Here is a 19,876-nt window from a genome sequence, read left to right as displayed (position 1 = left end):
TGCGCACTCCGCTCCCCCGGCGTGTCGCACGGATCCGGCGGGATTCAGCGGCGCCGGCGCAGCCCTCGCAGCGTGCGGACGGCGACCAGCAGCTCTGCCAGCTCGTGCCGGTCACCGCTGGCCAGGTCCGCGAGCTGGGCCGCGGCCCGCTGCTGGGCGATGTCCCAGGCGTCGACCCACCGCTCGACCAGCTCGGGCGCGGCCTCGCCGTCGGCGCGCCGCAGGCCCAGCACGTCGCCGGTGAGCGTCGCCTGCTCGGTGGCCAGGTCGTCGCGCAGGCTCGCCCGCGCCATCGACGGCCAGCGCCGGTCCCGGGGCAGCCCGATCACCAGCTCGCGCAGCGGCACGAGGCCCAGCCGCTCGGCCAGGCACTGGGACACCTGCGCCGCCAGCGCGATGGGCGCACCGGTGTCCTCCGCGACCACCGCGAGGTCCAACGCAGTCGGCAGCAGCGGCGCCGCGGCGACCTCGGCGGCCAGTTCCGGCGCGACGCCGGCGGCCCGGAGCTCCGCGGCGCGCTCCGCGTAGGCCTCGGCGTCGGCCCCCAGCAGCCAGCCGGGCAGGCCGGCGCACACCTCGGCGACCGGCCCGGCGAACCGCTCGATCACCGGGGTCAGCGTGGCCGCCGGCTCCGCGGTGAGCTCCGGGATCCGGAGCAGCCAGCGGGTGGTCCGCTCGGCCAGCCGGGTGGCCTCGGTGCGCAGCCGCACCTGGGTGGCGGCCGGCACCCGGTTGTCCAGGTCCCGCGGGGCGTCCCACAGCCGGTCGACGTCGAAGACCGCCCGGGCGACGGTGTGCGCCCGCACCACGGCCGCGACCGGCGCGCCGGTCTCCTCGCCGAGCCGGAACAGCCCGGTGACCCCGGCGGTGTTGACCGCCCGGTTGCTCAGCACCGTGGCGACGATCTCCCGGCGCAGCGGGTGGCTGTCCAGCGCGGCGGGGAAGCGGGCGCGCAGCTCGGTGGGGAAGTAGTCCTGGAGCAGGTCGGCCAGCGCCGGGTCGTCGGGCAGTCCCGAGTCCAGGACCGCATCGCCCGCCTCGATCTTGGCGTAGGCCAGCAGCACGGAGAGCTCGGGAGCGGTCAGCGCCTGACCGTCGCGGCGACGCTCGGCGATCGCCCGGTCGCCGGGCAGCGCCTCCACCGCGCGGTCGAGCCGGCCGGTGCGCTCCAGCGCGCGCAGGTACCGCTGGTGGGCGTCGAGGAGGCCGCGGCTCGCGGCGCTCTCGGAGGCCAGCGCGGCGTTCTGCGCGTAGTTGTCCCCGATGACCGCCGCGGCGACCTCGTCGGTCATCGCCTCCAGCAGGCGGGCCCGGCCGTCCCGGTCCAGCCGTCCGTCGTCCACCACCCGGTTCAGCGCGATCTTGATGTTGACCTCGTGGTCGGAGGTGTCGACACCGGCGGAGTTGTCGATCGCGTCGGTGTTCACCCGCCCACCGGTCAACGCGTACTCGATCCGTCCCCGCTGGGTCAGGCCCAGGTTCCCGCCCTCGCCGACCACCCGGACCCGCAGCTGGCCGCCGTCGACCCGCACCGCGTCGTTGGCCTTGTCCCCCACGTCCAGCGCGCTCTCCCCGGCGGCCTTCACGTACGTGCCGATCCCGCCGTTGAACAGCAGGTCGACCGGGGCCAGCAGGACTGCGCGCACCAGCTCGGGCGGGCTCAGCGCGTCCACGTCGTCGGCCAGCCCCAGCGCCGCGCGCATCGGCGCGGACACCGGCACGGACTTCGCCGTCCGGGGCCACACGCCCCCGCCGGGGCTGATCAGTGAGCGGTCGTAGTCGGCCCAGGAGGAGCGCGGCAGCTGGAACAGCCGCCGGCGCTCGGCGAGGGACACGGCGGCGTCCGGGGTCGGGTCCACGAAGACGTGCCGGTGGTCGAAGGCGGCCACCAGCTGGAGGTGCTCGGACAGCAGCATGCCGTTGCCGAAGACGTCACCGGACATGTCGCCGATGCCGACGACGGTGACCTCCTGGTTCTGCACGTCGACGCCGAGCTCGCGGAAGTGCCGGGTGACCGACTCCCACGCGCCGCGGGCGGTGATGCCCATCGCCTTGTGGTCGTAGCCGACCGAGCCGCCGGAGGCGAACGCGTCGCCCAGCCAGAACCCACGCTCGATCGCCACCGAGTTGGCCAGGTCGGAGAAGGTCGCCGTCCCCTTGTCGGCGGCGACCACCAGGTACGTGTCGTCGCCGTCGTGCCGGACGACCCGCTCCGGCGGGACGACGGCGCCGTCGACCATGTTGTCGGTGAGGGCCAGCAGCGCGCCGATGAACTGGGTGTAGCGGGCCTTGCCCTCGGCGAGGACCTCGTCGCGGGGGGCGCCCTCACCGGGGCCGCGCAGCACCACGAAGCCGCCCTTGGCCCCGGTCGGCACGATCACGGTGTTCTTCACCGTCTGCGCCTTGACCAGCCCCAGCACCTCGGTGCGCAGGTCCTCGCGCCGGTCGCTCCAGCGCAGCCCGCCGCGGGCGACCGCACCGAAGCGCAGGTGCACCCCGAGCACCTGCGGCGAGCTGACCCACACCTCCCGCGCCGGGCGGGGCTCGGGCAGGTCCGGGACGGCGGAGGGGTCGAGCTTGAGCGCCAGCGGGGCACCGTCGGTGAAGACGCCGGCCGTGTAGGCCGTCGTCCGCAGGGTCGCCCGGACGGCGGCCAACAGCGAGGACAGCACCCGGTCGGCGTCCAGTGAGGCCACCTCGCCGATCGCCGCGGTCAGCGACTCGACCAGGGCGGTGGTGCGCGCCTCGCGGCCGGCCGAGCGGTCGGGGTGGAACCGGGTCTCGAACAGCGCGATGAGCCGGGCCACGATCCCTGGGTGCGCGGCGAGGGTCTCCTGCACGTAGGACTGGCCGAAGGGCAGCCCACCCTGGCGCAGCCACTGCACGTAGGCACGGAGCACGGCCACCTGCCGCCAGGTCAGCCCGGCCAGCAGGACGAGGGAGTTCAGCGCGTCGTCCTCCGCCCGGCCCGCCCAAACGGCGGTGATCGCGTCGGTGAACCGCTCGGGCAGCGTGCCGGCGAAGGGCACCTCGGTGGTCGGCGAGGCCAGGCCGAAGTCGTACACCCAGGCCATCGGAGCGCCGATCCGGTCCACCTCGTACGGCCGCTCGTCCAGCACGTCGACGCCCATGTGCTGCAGCACCGGCAGCACGTCGGACAGCAGCAGCCGCTCCCCCACCCGGTACACGGTCAGCCGGCGCTCCCCCTCCGGCCCGGCCGGTGCGCGCAGCCGCAGGTCCAGCCCGCCGGGGGCCAGCCGGTCCAGCCGGGCCAGGTCCTCCACGGCCACCTGGGCCGGGAACTCCTCCTGGTAGGCCGCCGGGAAGGCGTCGGCGACCCGGGCCAGCAGCCGGGGGGCGTCGTCGCCGTGCCGACCGACGAGGGCGGCGGTCAGGTCGTCGGTCCAGCTGCGGGCGGCCGCCGCCAGGGCCTGCTCCAGCGCCGGGACGTCGACGTCGGGCAGCGACGGGCCGCCCCGGCGGCTCACCGGCACCCGGACGATGAAGTGCAGGCGGGTGAGCACCGACTCGCTGGACCGGACGGTGAACTCCACGTGGGTGCCACCCAGGTGCTCCAGCAGCAGCCGTTGCATGGTCAGCCGGACCTGCGTGGTGTACCGGTCGCGGGGGAGGTAGACGAGGGCGGAGAAGAACCGGCCGAACGGGTCCCGGCGCAGGAACAACCGGGTCTGCCGGCGTTCGCGCAGGTGCAGCACGGCCAGCGCCACCGGGAGCAGCTCGTCGACGTCGACCTGCAGCAGCTCGTCGCGCGGGTAGGTCTCCAGGACGTCGAGCAGCTGCTTGCCCGAGTGGCTGTCGGCGGGCACCCCGGAGCGTGCCAGGACGGCGTCGGCGGTGCGCCGGACGAGCGGCACCTCCCGGACGCTGCTGGTGTAGGCCTCGTTCGGGAACAGGCCCACGAGCAGGTGCTGGCGGCCGCGGCTGCCCGGTGAGTCGCTGGGCAGGTCGACGACCACCAGGTCCAACCAGGCCGGGCGCTGGACCGTGGAGCGGGCGTCGCCCTTGGTGATCCGGACCCGACGAGCAGCACCCGCACCCGGCGCGGCCAGCCCGGCCGGCGCCACCGAGGTGGCGCGCGCCGGGGAGCTGCGCAGCACCCCGAGCTCGGAGCCGGCGACCACCTCGACCGCCGGCTCCGCGGCGTCACCGACCAGCTCGACGGTGCGGGCGCCGAGGAAGAGGAAGTTGCCACCGGTCAGCCAGCGGAGCAGCGCCGCGGCCTCGGCCGGGTCGTCGGCGGGGTGGCCGGCGTCCGCGGGGGACGGCAACCGGTCCAGCGCGTCGGCGATCTCCCCGGCCCGCCCGGCCAGGGCCGCGGCGTCGGTGTGTGCCCCGCGGACGTCGTCCAGCACGGCACCGATCCCGGCCAGCAGGTCGGCGGCGGCCTCCTCGTCGACCTGCCCGGACAGCACGACGGACATCCAGGACTCGGCGATGGCGTCGGCCCCGCAGGTGGCCGCGTCGGCGCTGTCGCAGAAGGCGACCAGCTCTCCGTCGGCGTCCCGGCGGACGACCACGACGGGGTGCACGACGTGGTCGGGGGCGATGCCCTGCCGGGTCACCTCGGCGCTGACGGAGTCGACGAGGAACGGCATGTCGTCGACGACCACCCGGAGCACGGCCCGCCCGCCGTCGGTGCGGTGGACGTCGACGACCGGGGTGCCGGGCCGGCGGGAGGCCGCCAGCCGGAGGTGCCCGAGCGCGAGGGCGGCCAGCTCGACGGGGTCGTGGCCGACCACCTCGGCGGCCGGCTCTCCGGCGTAGAAACGGTGCAGCAGCACCGGGGCGTCGGCCGGCTCCACGCCGGCCGGGAGGGCGCCCTGGGCGGTCAGCAGCTCGCCGGCGGCGGTGGCTGCCTGGTCCAACAGCCGGCGCTTCTCCTCCTGCGCCGCCTCGAACGAGGCCATGTCGACCCGGGTGTCGACCCGGGTGTCGACCAGGCCGTCGACGCTGCCGTCACCGCTCTCGCCACCCGGGGCGACCGGGGGGCGGTCACCCCCCGGACCGGCCGGGGTGCGTGCGGACCGATCGGACTCCGAACCGAGACGAGCCATGCTCACCGACGCTAGTGGCCGCGCACCTTCAAGGGCAGCACCAGCTCGGCGATCCAGCTGAAGAGGGCGATGAGGAACCCGCCGAACAGGGCGGCGAGGAAGCCGTCCACGGTGAACCGGTCGGACAGCACCGCGGTGAGGCCGAGCATCGCCGCGTTGATGACCAGCAGGAACAGGCCGAGGGTGAGGATCACGAACGGCAGCGCCAGCAATCGCACGATCGGCCCGATGATGGAGTTGACCAGCGCGAACAGCAGCGCGACCCAGAGGTAGGTGCCGGTCTCGCCGAAGAAGCCGTCGGCGTTGCCGATCACCTGGATCCCGTCGACCAGCCGGGTCACGGCGTAGATGATCGCCGCCAGCACGACGACGCGGACGGCGAACTTCCCGATCGTGGCCACGGCGGCACGGTAGCGCCCAGCGATGACGTTCCGTGGGATCGCGCCGTATGACCGACTCTCGCGCCGCGGCTAGACGTCGGTAGACGATCCTGACCGCGGTGCATGTCACGCCATCCAGTGGGGAACGATCGAGCGCGCCGGACGTTGTGATGGATACCGGTCCGGTCGGACCCCCGGGCTCCACCCCCCTCGTCGCCTCGTGCGACCACTCGCCGAGAGGCGCCCGCCCGGATCGGTCATCGCGCGCCCCGTCGGGAGTCGGCTCCCGGCGGGGCGCTGCGCTGGGAGACTGCGGCCGTGACCAGTACGCCGACGCAGGACCCAGCCCCGGCGCCCCGCCGACCGGGTCCTGGGTCGCGCCGCCTGCCCGCCCGGACCGCGCGCCGCGCCCTGCTCCTGGTCGCCCTGATCGCCGGCGGCTGCGCCGTCGCTCTCACGGCCGACCTCCCTGAGGTGGCCACCCTCCGCGACTGGCTCCGCGACGCCGGCCCCCTCGGCTGGGCCGCCCTCGTGGTGGGCCTGGCGCTGGCCACGCTGGCGCCGGTGCCCCGCACGGCGCTCTCCCTGCTGGCCGGCGTCCTCGCCGGGTTCTGGGGCGGGCTCGCGCTGGCGCTGACCAGCGGCGTCCTCGGCGCCGCCGCCGGCTTCCTGGTCGCCCGCCGGCTCGGCCGGGAGGCGGTCACCCGGCTGGCCGGGCCCCGCCTGGCGCGCGTCGACGCCCGGCTGTCCGAGCGCGGGTTCCTCGCGGTGGTGATCGGCCGGCTGACGCCGATCGCGCCGTTCACCGTGGTCAGCTATGCCGCCGGCCTGTCCGGCATGCGGTGGCGGGACCACCTGGCCGGCAGTGCACTGGGGCTGGTGCCGGGCACCGTGCTGCACGTGACCATCGGGGCGACCGTCGGCTCGACCGACCGGGACGGCGGGGTCCCGCTGCTGGCGAGCCTGGTGCCACTCACGCTGGCCCTGGTGGCGATCGGTGTGGTCCGCGGTCGCCGCCGGGCGGCGGGTGCCCCGCAGCCCGAGGCCTGACGCCGGTCCTCCGATTCGAACGCACGTTCGAACGGCGTGGTAGCGTGACACCCGTCGAGGACGCCCTCTGGCGCTGTATCTGCCCGTCTATCGTTGGCACTAGACAGCGGCAGACGCGGGTCGAGACGGCGGTCGATGCCGTCGTCTAACGGTTTCTACCGCTGTGGCAAGACAACGGCATAGGGTGCTCGACATGGACCCCGTGCGGAACCCGTACGCCCCCGGCGCCGGGCAGCGCCCGCCCGAGCTGGCCGGCCGGGACACCGAGCTCTCCGCTTTCGACGTCGTCCTGGAGCGGATCGCCCGCGGCCGGCCGGAACGCTCACTGGTGCTCACCGGGTTGCGCGGCGTCGGCAAGACCGTGCTGCTGAACCAGCTGCGCTCCGCGGCGATCACCCGCGGCTGGGGCACCGGGAAGATCGAGGCCCGCCCGGACCAGTCGCTGCGTCGGCCGCTGTCGGCCGCGTTGCACATGGCGCTCCGGGAGCTCCGACACCCCGACCAGGAGTCCACCGACGCCGTCCTGGGCACCCTCAAGGCCTTCGCCCAGCGCCAGGCACCCGCAGACGCGAAGGTGCGTGACCGCTGGCAGCCGGGCATCGACGTGCCGGCCAGCACCGGGCGCGCCGACTCCGGGGACATGGAGATCGACCTGGTCGAGCTGCTCAGCGACGTGGCCGGCCTCGCCGCCGACGTCGGCAAGGGCGTGGCGCTGTTCATCGACGAGATGCAGGACGTGCAGACCGACGACGTCTCGGCGATCTGCGCCGCGTGCCACGAGCTCTCCCAGCAGGGCTCGCCGCTGATCGTCGTCGGCGCCGGTCTCCCTCACCTGCCCGCGGTGCTGAGCGCCTCCAAGAGCTACTCGGAGCGGCTCTTCCGCTACCTGCGGATCGATCGGCTGGACCGGGACGCCGCCGACCGGGCGCTGCTGGCCCCGGCCGAGCGGGAGGACGTCGAGTTCGACACCGCCGCCCTGGACGCCCTCTACGCCGCCGCCGACGGCTACCCCTACTTCGTGCAGGCCTACGGCAAGGTCACCTGGGACGTCGCCGCGGCCTCCCCCATCACCGCCGACGACGTCGCGATGGCCGCACCGGCCGCCGAGGCCGAGCTCGCGGTGGGCTTCTTCGGCTCCCGCTACGACCGGGCCACCCCGGCCGAGCGCGAGTACATGCACGCCATGGCCGAGCTCGGCGGGCCGAGCGGTGCCGCGGTGGGCACCTCCGACGTCGCGGTCTCGCTGGGCCGCAAGCCGGCCTCCCTCTCCCCCGCCCGGGACTCGCTGATCAAGAAGGGCCTGGTCTACTCCGCCGAGCGCGGCCAGATCGCCTTCACCGTTCCGCACTTCGGCCGCTACCTGCTCCGCCACGCCACCGACTGAGCACCCGATCGGGTCGTGTTCCACGTGCAACCTCCCCGCCGGGACGGCAGGGTGGCCGGGTGAGCACTCCTGCCGACGCCCGCTCCCCCGAGGAGATCACCGTCCCCGTCGAGGGCGGCGAGCTCGCCGCCCTGTACTGGGCCGCCGACGCCCCCGGAGCACCGCTGGTCGTGCTGGTGCACGGGATCACCGGGAACGCCGCGGTCTGGGGCCCGGTCGCGGCCGCCCTGGCCGGCGAGTGCGAGGTGGTCGCGCCCGACCTGCGGGGCCGCGCCGGCAGCGCCGGGCTCCCCGGCCCCTACGGCCTGTCGGTCCACGCCGCGGACATCGCCGCGCTGCTCGACCGGTTCGGCGCCGACTCCCAGGCCGGTGCCGACGCCGCCGTGCTCGTCGGCCACTCGATGGGCGGGTTCGTGGCCGCCCTGGCCACCACCGGGGTGGCCCGGGACATGGTGCACGGGCTGGTGCTGGTCGACGGGGGCCTGCCCTTCGCCGTCCCGCCGGCCGCGGACACCGACTCGATGCTCGGCGCGTTCCTCGGGGCGAGCCTGGACCGGCTGGACCGGACCTTCCCCGACCTGCCGGCCGTCCGGGAGTTCTGGTCCGGGCACCCGACGATCGGCCGGTGGGTCGACCACCCGCCGGCGTCGGCGTTCTTCGTCCGCGACCTCACCGGCACCCCGCCGGAACTGCGCAGCGCGGTGGCGCACGAGGCGGTCCGGGTCGACGGCGCGGACATGCTCCGCAACCAGGTGGTGCTCGAGGCCACCACCGACCTCCCGGTGCCGGCGACCCTGCTGTGGGCGACCCGGGGCATGCAGGGTGAGGTGCCCGGCCTCTATGACGAGGTGCGGCTGGAGCCGATGCAGCTCGGCGAGGCCCACGTCACCGCCCGCGAGGTCCCCGACACCGACCACGACTCGGTGCTGTGGGCCGAGGAGGGCGTCCGGGCGATCACCGACGCGGTCCGCGAGGCGGCCGTGCGCGGCCGCTGAGACGCACAGGAGCCGGCACCGCTGTGAGGCGGGCCGGCTCCTGTCGCGGTCAGCGTGCGGAGGTCAGCGCACCGAGCGGTCGGCGAGGTCCCGCAGCCCGGCGTCGGCGTCCCGCTGCCCCGGGCCGGCGTTGGTGACCGCGGCCGGCTCGGGGGTGGACCCGTGGTCGTCCAGCATCGATGCCTCGTCGAACGGGCTCCGGCCCGACAGCGCGGCGTCCAGCTGCTCGCGGTCCAGCTCCTTGGTCCAGGTCGCCACCAGCATGCAGGCGATCGCGTTGCCGGCGAAGTTGGTGACCGCGCGGGCCTCGGACATGAACCGGTCGATGCCGACGATCAGGCCGACGCCGTCCAGCAGCTCCGGCCGGTGCGCGGCCAGGCCGCCGGCGAGGGTGGCCAGTCCGGCACCGGTCACGCCGGCCGCGCCCTTGGAGGCCACGATCATGAAGGCGAGCAGCCCGATCTGCTCACCGACCGACAGCGGGTCACCGAGCGCCTCGGCGATGAACAGCGAGGCCATCGTCAGGTAGATCGCGGTGCCGTCGAGGTTGAACGAGTACCCGGTCGGCACCACGATCCCGGCGACGGGCTGGGAGACCCCGGCGTGCTCCATCTTGGCGATCAGCCGCGGCAGCGCCGTCTCCGACGACGACGTGGAGACGATCAGCAGGAACTCCCGGCCCAGGTACTTGAACAGGGCGAACACGTTGATCCCGGTGACCAGCCGCAGCAGCACGCCGAGGATGCCGAAGACGAAGAGCGCGCAGGTGGCGTAGAAGGACAGCATGATCACCGCGAGGCTCTTCAGCGCATCGATCCCGGTCTCGCCGACCACGGCGGCGATGGCACCGAAGGCGCCGATCGGCGCGACCCACATGATCATCGCGAGCACCCGGAAGACCAGCTTCTGGAAGTGGCCGATGCCGCGCAGCAGCGGCGCACCGCTGGGTCCCATGGCCTGGATCGCGAAGCCCACCAGCAGGGCGACCAGCAGCGCCTGCAGCACCGAGCCGTCGGTCAGCGCCGACACCAGGGTCTCGGGGATGAGCCCCAGCAGGAAGTCGACCGTGCCGCCGCTCTCCTCCGCGTCCGCGGCCAGCTCCGAGCCCTGACCGCGCAGTTCGTCGGAGAGCTCCAGGCCGCCGCCGGGGTGCACGATGTTGCCGACGACCAGGCCGATCGCCAGGGCGACGGTGGACATCAGCAGGAAGTAGCTCAGCGCGAGGCCGCCGATCCGGCCGACCTTGGCCGCCTGCCGGATCGCTCCGATGCCCAGCACGATCGTGCAGAAGATGACCGGCGCGATCAGCATCCGGATCAGGCCGACGAAGGCGGTCCCCAGCCACTTCAGGTCGGTCGCGAAGTCGGGGAAGACGAAGCCGACCGTGATGCCCAGCACCACCGCGGCGATCACCGCGATGTAGAGCCAGTGCGTGCGGTCGCGCCGTCTGGGCGCGGTCGTCTCGGTCGGGGGTGCGGCACCTGTGGCCATGACTGCTCCTGCGGAGTCGGAGGCCGGGGCTCCTGGCCTCCGGATCAGGTCACCCGGACCGGGCGACGTCAGCACCCTCGCGCCCGCCGTGACGCCGGTCACCCATGTGTTCATAGCGTTCACCGGATCCCGCTGCGGCGGTGGACACTCGGCGCGTGCACCCTCCAGCCGTCCCGGGCAGACGCCGGGACCGCGGCAGCCTGGCGCGGGACCTGCTGGTCCTGCAGGCCACCGTCGTGGCGATCGTGGTGCTGGTGGCCAGCGTGGTGGCCTACGCCCAGGCCCGGTCCGCGGTCCGGGAGACCGCCGAGGCCGAGGTGATCGGCATCGTGGAGAGCCTGGCCAACTCACCGCTGGTGCTGGCCGCCGTCACCGGGGCGGACCCGACCGCCGTGCTGGAGCCCTACGTCGAGCGGATCCGGGCCGACACCGGCACCTCGTTCATCACCGTCATGGCCCCCGACCGCACCCGCTACACCCACCCCGACCTGGCGGAGATCGGCCGGCCGTTCCGCGGCACCATCGCCCCGGCGCTGGCCGGGCGGACGTTCACCGAGACCTACACCGGCACCCTCGGGCCCTCGGTGCGCGCCACCGGGCCGGTGCTGGACGCCGGCGGTGAGGTGGTCGCCCTCGTCTCGGCCGGCATCACCGTCTCCGCCATCGGCGACGACCTGGCCGCGGCGCTGCCCGGCATCGGGCTGACCGCGCTGGCCACCCTGGCGGTCGGCGGACTGGGCAGCTGGGCGATCAGCCGCCGGCTGCGGCGGCAGACGCACGGCCTGGGCGCCGCGCCGCTGGCCCGGATGCTGGAGTACCACGACGCCGTCCTGCACGCCGTCCGGGAGGGCCTGCTCCTCGTGGACGGCGGGTGCCGGGTGCAGCTGGCCAACGACGAGGCCCGCCGGCTGCTGGACCTGCCCGACGACCCGGCCGGCCGGCACGTCACCGACCTGGGCCTGCCGGCCGAGCTCACCGCGGTCCTCACCGGGCAGCAGCGCACCGTGGACGCCGTCCAGGTCACCCCCTCCCGAGTGCTGGTGGTGAACCAGGCACCGGCCACGCAGGGCGGTCGGTCGGCGGGCACCGTGGTCACCCTGCGGGACCACACCGAGCTGCAGGCGCTGACCGGGGAGCTGGACAGCGTCCGGGCGTTCGCGCGGTCGCTGCGGGCCCAGTCGCACGAGGCGGCCAACCGGCTGCACACGACGGTCTCCCTGGTGGAGCTGGGACGCACCCAGGAGGCGATCGACTTCGCCACCGCGGAGCTGGCCGTGGCCCAGCGGCTCACCGACGAGGTGGTCACCGCCGTCGAGGAGCCGGTGCTCGCGGCGCTGCTGCTGGGCAAGGCCGCGATGGCGCACGAGCGCGGGGTGGCCCTGGTGATCGACCCCGAGTCGACGGTGGGCGCCACCGGGCTGCCCGGTGGCGACCTGGTCACCATCGTCGGCAACCTGGTCGACAACGCCGTGGACGCCGCGCTGGACGGTCCCCCGCCGCACGAGGTGCACCTGCTGCTGCGGGCGGAGGGGGACACGCTGGAGATCCGGGTCGAGGACACCGGACCGGGCGTGACCGAGGAGCACGTGCACCGCGTCTTCGACCAGGGCTGGAGCACCAAGGCGGCCCCGGCCGGCCACGAGGACGGCCTCGGCCAGGGGCTCGGCCGCGGGCTCGGGCTGGCCCTGGTGGCGCAGACGGTCCGCCGGCACGGCGGCACGGTGGGCGTCCGGCCCGGTCCGGGGGCGGAGTTCACCGTCACCGTGCCGCTGCGGGCGGAGGCACGGGGCCAGACGCGGGCGGAGGCGCCCCAGCGATGAGCGGGCCGCAGCCGGTCCGGGTGCTCGTGGTGGAGGACGAGCCGATCGCCGCCGAGGCGCACCGCCGCTACGTCGACCGCACCCCCGGGTTCACCACCGTGGCGGTGGCCGCCAGTGGGGCGCACGCCCGGGAGGCCCTGGCCCGGCACCGGGTGGACCTGGTGCTGCTGGACATGAACCTGCCCGACACGCACGGCACGGACGTCGTCCGCTGGCTGCGGGCCGCCGGCCAGGACGTCGACGTCCTGGCCGTCACCTCGGCCCGGGAGCTGGCCACCGTGCGGGCCGCGGTGTCGGCCGGGGTGGTCGGCTACCTGCTCAAGCCGTTCACCTACCCGGCGCTGCGCGACCGGCTGACCGCCTACGCCGACCACCGGGCCCGGCTGGCCGGCAGCGGGGACGTCCGCGGCCAGGACGACGTGGACCGGGTGCTCGGCGCGGTCCGCGCGTCGGGCCCGGCACCGCTGCCCAAGGGGATGGCCCCGGAGACCCTGGAGGCGGTGGTCACCGCGCTCCGCTCCCCCGCGGGGACGTCCGCCGCCGAGGGGCTGTCGGCCGCGGAGACCGCCGAGCGGATCGGCGCGTCGCGGATCACCGCCCGCCGGTACCTCGAGTACCTCGCCGAGGCCGGGCTGGTCACCCGCAGCCCGCGCTACGGGTCGGCGGGGCGCCCGGAGGTCGGCTACCGCTGGCGCTGAACGCAGACGCGACCAGGGGAGCGGGTCCGGCGCGCTCGCACCGGTCCCGCTCCCCTGGTCGCTGGGTCCTGCTGGTGGTTCGTGGCGCTCAGTGCGCCATCACGATGGACATGTTGCCCGAGCCGTAGCCGGCGACGTCGACCTTGAGGTCGATCCGGTTGAACGCCGCGGCCAGGCCGGCGATGTCCCCCGGGATCGGGTCCCCCGGTGCGTGCACCTTGTGCAGCTTCGAGTGGTTGACGCCCCCGCCGTTGAACAGCGCGGCGGCGACGTTCACCACCTCGTAGACGACCTCCAGGTGCATCTCGGAGAGCTCGCCCTCGTCGATGGCGTCCTCGAGCCCGCCCTTGGGCAGCAGGGCCAGGGCCCCGGCGAGCCAGGCGGCGAGCCGGATGTCGACCAGGCAGAGGGCGGTGGTCGCCATCGTCGGGTCCACGTAGACGGCGACGGCCGGCTTGTCGTTGAGCGACACCGGATCGCCCGGGGCGACGGTCACGTCCTTGCCGAAGAGCCCCTCCAGCAGGTCGCGGACGGCCTTGGGGTTGGGCAGCAGCGCCGGTGCGGGGGCGGTCATGCGATCACCCCGTCCAGGGCGTCCTTGAACGTGTCCTCGTTGAACGGCTTGGCGATGAGGAAGAGGGCGCCGGCGTTGGCCGCCTTCTCCCGCATCTCCGGCGAGCCCTCCGAGGTCACGAAGCCGAAGGCGACCTGCGAACCGGAGGCGCGCAGCGCCTCCAGGCACTCGATGCCGGTCATCTCGGGCATGTTCCAGTCCGAGAGGACCAGGTCGGGCTTCTCCGACCCGACCTTCTCGAACGCGTCGCGTCCGTCGACGGCCTCGACGATGTCGTGGTCGTCGTAGCCCGCCTGACGGAGGGTGCGGATCACGATCTGCCGCATGACACGGCTGTCGTCGGTCACCAGGATCTTCACTGCGGCACCTCAGTTCCGCTCGGGTGCAGCGCCTCGGTGGCGCCCTGCACGGTGATGGTCAGGCTCTGTCCGCGCCACTGACCGTTGACGCGGCAGACGTCGTCCAGCCGCCCGGTGGTGGGCGCGGAACCGATCTGGGGGAGGCCGAGGCTCGAGGGCCCCGGCAGGACGGACTTGATGTTGCCGCCCAGCACGTTGGCGAGTTCGCCGAGCGCGTCGGCGACGTCCTCGTCGTCCACGACCGTGGGCGGCCGGGTCATCAGGACGCTCTCGGCGAGCGCCTCGGCGGTGGCCGGCGCACAGGTGAGGACGACGGCGCCGTTCCACGGGCCGCTGATCGTCACCCACGCGCTGACCACCTCGGCCGGCGGTGCGACCGGGACGGGGACGAACGCCTCGCCGTCACCGACGAGCGCCGGCCAGATCTCGTCGGCGATGCTCTGCACCGTCTCCGGGTCCAGCAGCGCGGTGATCGGCTGGGCTTCCTGCAGGGTCACGCGGACACCCCCTCGGGGAGCAGGCCGAGCAGCGCCAGCTTGTCGCGGAGCGCGTCGGCGGTGAACGGCTTGATCAGGTACTCGTGTGCGCCGGCGGCCAGCGCCTTGACGATCTGGCCGGTCTCGCTCTCCGTGGTGACCATCATCAGCGTCACCTGGCGGAAGGCCGGGTTGGCGCGGGTGGCCATCACGAACTGGAGCCCGTCCATCACCGGCATGTTCCAGTCGATGCAGCAGAGGTCCGGGACCCAGCCCTCGGCCTGCCCCTCGTGCAGCGCGTCGAGGGCCTGCTGGCCGTCGCCGGCCTCACGCACCTCGAAGCCGAAGTCCTTGAGGATGCTGCCGACGATGCGCCGCATGGCGCGGGAATCGTCGATCACCAGAGCTCGCACGGTCAGGCTCCCTTTCGCGGGCGGTAGGCGGAGCCGCGGCCGAGGACGACCCGCTCCCAGTTGTCGTCGACCCCGAGCGTGGTCTCCGCGGCACCCAGGAACAGCCACCCGTCGGGGCGCATGAGCTGACGGACCCGAGTCAGGATCGCCTGCTTGGTGGGCAGGTCGAAGTAGATGAGGACGTTGCGCAGGTAGACCACGTCGAACGGGCCCATCCGGGGCAGCGGGGCGGCGAGGTTGCACTCGCTCGCGGTGATCATCCGGCGCAGCGCCGGGGCGATCTCCCACTCGTTGCCGCTGCGGGTGAAGTGCCGCACCAGCATCGTGGCGGGCAGGCCCCGGTTGACCTCCAGCTGGCTGAATCGGCCGGCGCGGGTGCGCTCCACCATCTGCTGGGAGAGGTCGGTCGCGGTGATCGACACCCGGGTGGGGGCGTTGGGCAGCGCGTCGGCCAGCAGCATGGCGATCGTGTAGGCCTCCTGCCCGCTGGAGCAGGCCGCCGACCAGATCTGCAGCCGCTCGTCGGGCCGGCGGGCGGCCAGCAGCTGCGGCAGGACGGTGCTGGTCAGCGCGGTGAACGGGTCACCGTCACGGAACCAGGAGGTCTCGTTCGTGGTGAGCGCCTCGACGATCCGCCGGGTGGTCGCCGGGTCCGGCCGGTTGCGGACGGACTCGACGAGCTCGCTCACCCCGGACATGCCGCGCTGCTGGGCCATCGGCAGCAGCCGGGCCTCGACCAGGTACTCCTTGCCGGGCTGCAGGACGATCGCGCTCTCGCGGTGCACCAGCTGGCGCACCCAGTCGAAGCTCGTGGCGGTGAGGGTCATCGTCGGCCTCCCATCGGGGCAGCGGCCCGGGCAGCGGCGAAGCTGGCGGCCGGACGTGGGGTCGGGAGGAGCCGGACGATCGCCTCGGCGACCCGGCCCAGTGGCAGCACCTCGTCGGCGAAGCCGGCCTGGGCGACCGCACCGGGCATCCCCCAGACCACCGAGGTGGCCTGGTCCTGGGCGACGACCATGCCGCCGGCATCCCGGATCTGGCCGGCGCCGATGCGCCCGTCCGAGCCCATGCCGGTGAGCACGACGCCGAGCACGGCGCCGCCGTAGGCGGCCACGGCCGAACGGAAGAGGACGTCGACGGCCGGCCGGCAGAAGTTCTCCGGCGGTGCCTGGTTCAGCGCCGTCCGCTTGTTGGCGCCACTGGTGCCCACGGTCAGGTGGAAGTCACCGGGGGCGATGTGCACGGTGCCGGGCACGAGCGGGCTGCCGTCGGTGGCCTCGACCACGGTGAGCGGGCACAGCCGGTCCAGCCGCTGGGCGAACTGGCGGGTGAAGACGGGGGGCATGTGCTGCACCAGCAGCACGGGCACCGGGAGGGACGCGGGCAGCAGCGGCAGCACCTTGGTCAGCGCCTCGGGGCCCCCGGTGGAGGAACCGATCACGAGGACGGCCGGCTCCTTGGGGGCGCTGGTGCGCGCCACCGGCGGACGGACGGCGACCGGCGCGGCGACCGGGGCGGCCGCGGGGCCGCTGGTCTGCGGCCGGCCGGTCAGGGCCTTGATCTTGGGGATGAGCTGCTGACGCACGCTCTCCATCGACTGGGCGACGCTGCCGACGTTGGCCGGCTTGGTCACGTACTCGTTGGCACCGGCGGACAGCGCGTCCAGGGTCGCGGAGGCGCCGCGCTCGGTCAGCGTGCTGAACATGATGATCGGGACCCGGCTGTACGTCTGACCGCCGGCCCGGCTGCGGATGGCGCGCACCGCCTCGATGCCGTTCATCTCCGGCATCTCGATGTCCATCGTGACCAGGTCGGGCTTGAGCTGCTCGAGCTTGGCCACGGCCAGCCGGCCGTTCGGCGCCGTGCCGACGACGGTGATCATCGGGTCCTCGGACAGCACGTCCGTCACGATCTTGCGGACGACGACGGAGTCGTCGACGACCATCACCCTGATCTGTTCCACGCGTTCCCCCGCAGCCGATGTGCCGGCCGGTGGGCCGCTCCAGACCTGTATCGGCATCCCGTGCCGGGGCTTGAGCGGATTCAGACGCGTCCTGCAGATCGAGCGGGATTCACCCCTCGAGGGGGAGGGACCTCCCGGTCACCGCGGCCCACGGGCCACCCAGCACGGCGAGGGACTCCTCGTCCAGCAGGTCGGCCATCGCCAGGCCCTGCACGCAGCCGGCCAGTGCGTTCCAGACGCCCTCGGCGCCGTCCCGGGGGGAGAAGCCGGCGTCGGCGAAGACCCCGACGGTCATGAGCTGGACGGCGGCCAGGGTGCGGGTGCGGCCGGAGACGTGCGCGGCCCAGGCGGCGCCGTGCATCGCCGCGGCCCAGGGACGGCGCTGGGCGCGCCCGGCGTCGACGGCCAGCCGCCACCGCCGGCGACCGGGCTCGTCCAGCCCGCGCAGCTCCTCGAAGAAGGCAGCGACACCGGGAGCGGCCGGCCCGAGGTCCGGTCGCGGACCGGGCTCCCAGGCGGTCGCGGTCGCGAACGGGCCGGTGAGCTCGGCCCGGGTCGGTGCGTCGAGTGCGTCCGAGGCCCACCAGCCGGTGGCGGCATCGGCCAGCACGTCGGCGGCCTGGGTCGTCACCGCCGGGTCGAGGTCGGCCACGACGGGGTGCTCCGGGCCGAGGACGTCGTCGCGCACCAGCCGCTCCAGGGCGGGGGTGTTGCCGATCGTGCCGCGTTCCAGCAGGGCGACCAGGCGGGCGGACCGGTCCTCGCCGGCCGGGGCGGTCAGGTCCCGCAGCTGGGGGACGCCGCCGGCGGCCAGCTCGTGGGCCCGGCGGGCGCGGACGGCGAGGGCCGCGCGCTCGTCGTCGGGGCGGCCGGCGGCGGGGTGTGCCGCGGCGATCCGGTGCAGGGTGGCGGCATCGGCACCGATGCCGGTCACCAGGACGTCGGCGACCTGGCCACCGGCGGGCAGACGGACGAGGTCGAAGCCGAGCGTCGCAGCGCTGACCAGGGAGTAGGGCACGTCGCCTCCAGGGAAGTGGTCAGGCCATCGTGCTGGCAGCCCGGGCCACAGCGCCACGCGGAGATCACCCGCTCGCAGGACAGCGAGCAGGCAACCTCCGCGCGTTGCTGCCGCACGGTCAGTGCCCCGTCACGCTCTGCTCAAACACGTTCCTCAGTACGTGAAGCGGGCCACGCTCCCCCGCAGGTCGCTGGCCATCCGGGACAGCTCGTCCACGGCCTGCCGGGTCTGCCCCAGCGCCTGGGTCGTCGAGCTGGCCGCCGCCGAGACCCCGGTGATGTTGGTGGCGATCTCGGTGGAGCCGCCGGCGGCCTCCTGCACCGACCGGGACATCTCGTTCGTCGTCGCCGTCTGCTCCTCCACCGCACTGGCGATGGTCAGCTGGAAGTCGTTGATCGACCCGATCACCGCACTGATCCCACCGATGGCCTCGATCGCCTTGCCGGTGTCGCCCTGGATCGCCTCCACCCGCCGGGCGATGTCCTCCGTGGCCCGCGCCGTCTCCTGCGCCAGCTCCTTCACCTCGTTCGCGACCACCGCGAACCCCTTGCCCGCCTCACCGGCCCGCGCCGCCTCGATCGTGGCGTTCAGCGCCAGCAGGTTCGTCTGCTCCGCGATCGAGGTGATCGTCTTCACCACCGCCCCGATCTCCTTGGAGGAGATCCCCAGCTTCGTGATCGTCGCCGTCGTCGCCTCCGCCTCGCTCACCGCCGACGCCGCCACCCGAGCCGCCTCGTTCGCGTTCTGGGAGATCTCCCGGATCGACGCCCCCATCTGCTCGGCACCCGCAGCCACCGTCGCCACGTTCCGACTGACCTCCTCCGCCGCCGCCGAGACCACCCCGGACTGCGCCGAGGTCTCCTCCGCCGAGGACGAGATCTGCGCCGAGGACGCCGACAGCTCTTCCGACGAGGCCGCCACCGCATCAGCCGACGCGACCACCGAGGCCATCACCGACCGCAGCTGGGTCATCGCGCCGTCCAGCGCCACCGCCGTCCGGCCCACCTCGTCCCGGGAGGTCACGTCGGCGCTGCGGGTCAGGTCGCCGGCCGCGAGGCCCTCGGCGGCGTGCTGCACCCGGCGCAGTCCGGCCGTGATCCGGCGGGCCACCAGCACCCCGATCGCCAGTGCCGCGGCGGCTCCGGCCACGATCACGCCGATCAGCACCCAGCGCGTCTCCTGGAAGGAGGCCCGCGCGTCGGCCGCGCTCGCTGCCGCGTTCTCCTGGCGCAGCGTCGCGAGCTCGTCCAGGTCGGCCAGGATGGACTCGGCGATCGGGTCGGCCTGCGTGGAGCGGGCCTGGGACCACACCCCCAGGTCACCCGCGTCGGCCAGCTCGTCGAGACCGGGCATCACGGCCTTGAACTCGTTCACCTCGGCCAGCGCGTGGTCGATCAGCTCGCGGCTCCGGGCGGTCGGGTGCGTCGCCAGGTAGTGCGACGCCGCCCTGGCCAGGCCCTGGTAGGCGGCCTGCCGGTCGCCCATGTAGCCCTGCTTCTCCATCGGGTCGGTCGCGACGGCGTAGTTCACGGCCGACAGCCGCAGCGCGTAGAGCTCGCCCCGCACGGCCTCGACGTCGACGGTGCCGACCAGCTCGTCCTGGTACATGGCCTCGGTGGTGTCCGCCGACTCCCCCAGGCTGCCCAGCCCCACCAGGCCGACCCCGACGGCGACGGCGACGGCCAGACCCACGGCGGCGACGATCTTGGCCATGATCCCGTGCAGCCGGAACCGGCCGAGGACGGGTTGTGCGCTCACGAAGGGCCTCCTGGGCTCGAGCTGGTCCGACCGGTCCGTCGGTCGGTGACGTGGCGGCCGGTCACGCGTGGGCCCCGTGGGGCGCATGTGACTCGGTCTCGTCCGGCAGATCGTCGGGCCCACGATCGCCCCAGGCGCTGATCACCGTGGCGTGTCGCGCCACTGACCTGCAGAAAGGCCGATGACCGTCGACCAGGGACGAGGAGTCGACATGCCGCACGGGTGACCGGGGCCGGGAACGCAGCAGGGCCGCACGGACCCGAAGTCCGTGCGGCCCTGCTGATCGGTGGAGCGGCGGATCAGAAGCTGAAGCGGGACACGCTCCCCCGCAGGTCACTCGCCATGCGGGAGAGCTCGTCGACGGCCTGCCGGGTCTGCCCCAGCGCCTGCGTGGTGGAGGTGGCCGCCGCCGAGACCCCGGT

General features: G+C 74.2%; 16 protein-coding genes. 5 read left to right on the top strand and 11 right to left on the bottom strand.

Annotated elements, in window-relative coordinates; genetic code table 11:
* Positions 1 to 44: 44 nt before the first annotated feature.
* Complete coding sequence (locus O2W18_RS11900) at positions 45 to 5,075, bottom strand: NAD-glutamate dehydrogenase (protein ID WP_269187738.1); 5,031 nt, start codon at positions 5,073 to 5,075, stop codon at positions 45 to 47.
* An 11-nt stretch (positions 5,076 to 5,086) separates the two neighbouring features.
* Positions 5,087 to 5,476 carry a phage holin family protein gene (locus O2W18_RS11895; protein WP_269187737.1) on the bottom strand — a complete coding sequence of 130 codons (390 nt, stop codon included), beginning with the start codon at positions 5,474 to 5,476 and terminating at the stop codon, positions 5,087 to 5,089.
* Positions 5,477 to 5,773: 297 nt separating this feature from the next.
* On the opposite strand from O2W18_RS11895, the gene O2W18_RS11890 reads away from it, so the two are divergent.
* The 3 genes from O2W18_RS11890 (at position 5,774) to O2W18_RS11880 (ending at position 8,884) form a co-directional block, all read left to right on the top strand.
* A complete protein-coding gene (locus tag O2W18_RS11890) occupies positions 5,774 to 6,505 on the top strand; it encodes a TVP38/TMEM64 family protein (protein ID WP_269187736.1) in 732 nt (243 codons plus the stop codon).
* Between the two features lie 193 nt (positions 6,506 to 6,698).
* Positions 6,699 to 7,889 (top strand): ATP-binding protein, encoded by a 1,191-nt coding sequence (locus O2W18_RS11885; protein WP_269187735.1) that lies wholly within the window; start codon positions 6,699 to 6,701, stop codon positions 7,887 to 7,889.
* A gap of 59 nt (positions 7,890 to 7,948) precedes the next feature.
* A complete protein-coding gene (locus tag O2W18_RS11880; RefSeq protein ID WP_269187734.1) occupies positions 7,949 to 8,884 on the top strand; it encodes an alpha/beta fold hydrolase in 936 nt (311 codons plus the stop codon).
* Positions 8,885 to 8,947: 63 nt separating this feature from the next.
* On the opposite strand, the gene O2W18_RS11875 is transcribed toward O2W18_RS11880, so the two are convergent.
* Positions 8,948 to 10,375, bottom strand: coding sequence for a cation:dicarboxylate symporter family transporter (locus tag O2W18_RS11875; RefSeq protein ID WP_269187733.1), 1,428 nt, complete (start codon positions 10,373 to 10,375; stop codon positions 8,948 to 8,950).
* Positions 10,376 to 10,530: 155 nt separating this feature from the next.
* On the opposite strand from O2W18_RS11875, the gene O2W18_RS11870 reads away from it, so the two are divergent.
* Positions 10,531 to 12,195, top strand: a complete 1,665-nt coding sequence (locus O2W18_RS11870) for a sensor histidine kinase (protein WP_269187732.1) — start codon at positions 10,531 to 10,533, stop codon at positions 12,193 to 12,195.
* Positions 12,192 to 12,893 carry a response regulator gene (locus O2W18_RS11865; RefSeq protein WP_269187731.1) on the top strand — a complete coding sequence of 234 codons (702 nt, stop codon included), beginning with the start codon at positions 12,192 to 12,194 and terminating at the stop codon, positions 12,891 to 12,893. Before O2W18_RS11870 ends, O2W18_RS11865 begins: the two co-directional genes overlap by 4 nt.
* Before the next feature lie 88 nt (positions 12,894 to 12,981).
* On the opposite strand, the gene O2W18_RS11860 is transcribed toward O2W18_RS11865, so the two are convergent.
* From O2W18_RS11860 to O2W18_RS11825, 8 genes are all read right to left on the bottom strand, one after another.
* Positions 12,982 to 13,467, bottom strand: coding sequence for a hypothetical protein (locus tag O2W18_RS11860; protein ID WP_269187730.1), 486 nt, complete (start codon positions 13,465 to 13,467; stop codon positions 12,982 to 12,984).
* On the bottom strand, positions 13,464 to 13,826 hold the full coding sequence (locus tag O2W18_RS11855) for a response regulator (RefSeq protein ID WP_269170007.1): 363 nt from the start codon (positions 13,824 to 13,826) through the stop codon (positions 13,464 to 13,466). The genes O2W18_RS11860 and O2W18_RS11855 overlap by 4 nt, the downstream gene beginning before the upstream one ends.
* Complete coding sequence (locus tag O2W18_RS11850) at positions 13,823 to 14,323, bottom strand: chemotaxis protein CheX (RefSeq protein WP_269187729.1); 501 nt, start codon at positions 14,321 to 14,323, stop codon at positions 13,823 to 13,825. Before O2W18_RS11850 ends, O2W18_RS11855 begins: the two co-directional genes overlap by 4 nt.
* The gene (locus O2W18_RS11845; RefSeq protein WP_269187728.1) at positions 14,320 to 14,715 is read right to left on the bottom strand and encodes a response regulator; all 396 of its coding nucleotides are present in this window, start codon (positions 14,713 to 14,715) and stop codon (positions 14,320 to 14,322) included. The genes O2W18_RS11850 and O2W18_RS11845 overlap by 4 nt, the downstream gene beginning before the upstream one ends.
* A 2-nt stretch (positions 14,716 to 14,717) precedes the next feature.
* Positions 14,718 to 15,542, bottom strand: coding sequence for a CheR family methyltransferase (locus O2W18_RS11840; protein ID WP_269187727.1), 825 nt, complete (start codon positions 15,540 to 15,542; stop codon positions 14,718 to 14,720).
* Positions 15,539 to 16,678 (bottom strand): protein-glutamate methylesterase/protein-glutamine glutaminase, encoded by a 1,140-nt coding sequence (locus O2W18_RS11835; protein ID WP_269187726.1) that lies wholly within the window; start codon positions 16,676 to 16,678, stop codon positions 15,539 to 15,541. Before O2W18_RS11835 ends, O2W18_RS11840 begins: the two co-directional genes overlap by 4 nt.
* Positions 16,679 to 16,787: 109 nt before the next feature.
* Entirely contained in the window at positions 16,788 to 17,696 is a 909-nt protein-coding gene (locus tag O2W18_RS11830; RefSeq protein WP_269187725.1) for a hypothetical protein, read from the bottom strand.
* Positions 17,697 to 17,849: 153 nt separating this feature from the next.
* The gene (locus O2W18_RS11825) at positions 17,850 to 19,409 is read right to left on the bottom strand and encodes a methyl-accepting chemotaxis protein (protein WP_442929145.1); all 1,560 of its coding nucleotides are present in this window, start codon (positions 19,407 to 19,409) and stop codon (positions 17,850 to 17,852) included.
* Positions 19,410 to 19,876: the final 467 nt, after the last annotated feature.

This window comes from Modestobacter sp. VKM Ac-2983 (genome assembly GCF_026967885.1).
Classification (GTDB): Bacteria; Actinomycetota; Actinomycetes; order Mycobacteriales; family Geodermatophilaceae; genus Modestobacter.
Note: the sequence above shows the minus strand (reverse complement) of the source record. Positions and strands in the feature narration are given on the sequence as shown.

Excerpts from the sequence above, each read along its gene's own strand:
- O2W18_RS11825 (WP_442929145.1), bottom strand. The coding sequence starts at position 19,409 with ATGGCCAAGATCGTCGCCGCCGTGGGTCTGGCCGTCGCCGTCGCCGTC.
- O2W18_RS11865 (WP_269187731.1), top strand. The coding sequence starts at position 12,192 with ATGAGCGGGCCGCAGCCGGTCCGGGTGCTCGTGGTGGAGGACGAGCCG.
- O2W18_RS11885 (WP_269187735.1), top strand. The coding sequence starts at position 6,699 with ATGGACCCCGTGCGGAACCCGTACGCCCCCGGCGCCGGGCAGCGCCCG.
- O2W18_RS11875 (WP_269187733.1), bottom strand. The coding sequence starts at position 10,375 with ATGGCCACAGGTGCCGCACCCCCGACCGAGACGACCGCGCCCAGACGG.
- O2W18_RS11900 (WP_269187738.1), bottom strand. The coding sequence starts at position 5,075 with ATGGCTCGTCTCGGTTCGGAGTCCGATCGGTCCGCACGCACCCCGGCC.
- O2W18_RS11840 (WP_269187727.1), bottom strand. The coding sequence starts at position 15,542 with ATGACCCTCACCGCCACGAGCTTCGACTGGGTGCGCCAGCTGGTGCAC.
- O2W18_RS11860 (WP_269187730.1), bottom strand. The coding sequence starts at position 13,467 with ATGACCGCCCCCGCACCGGCGCTGCTGCCCAACCCCAAGGCCGTCCGC.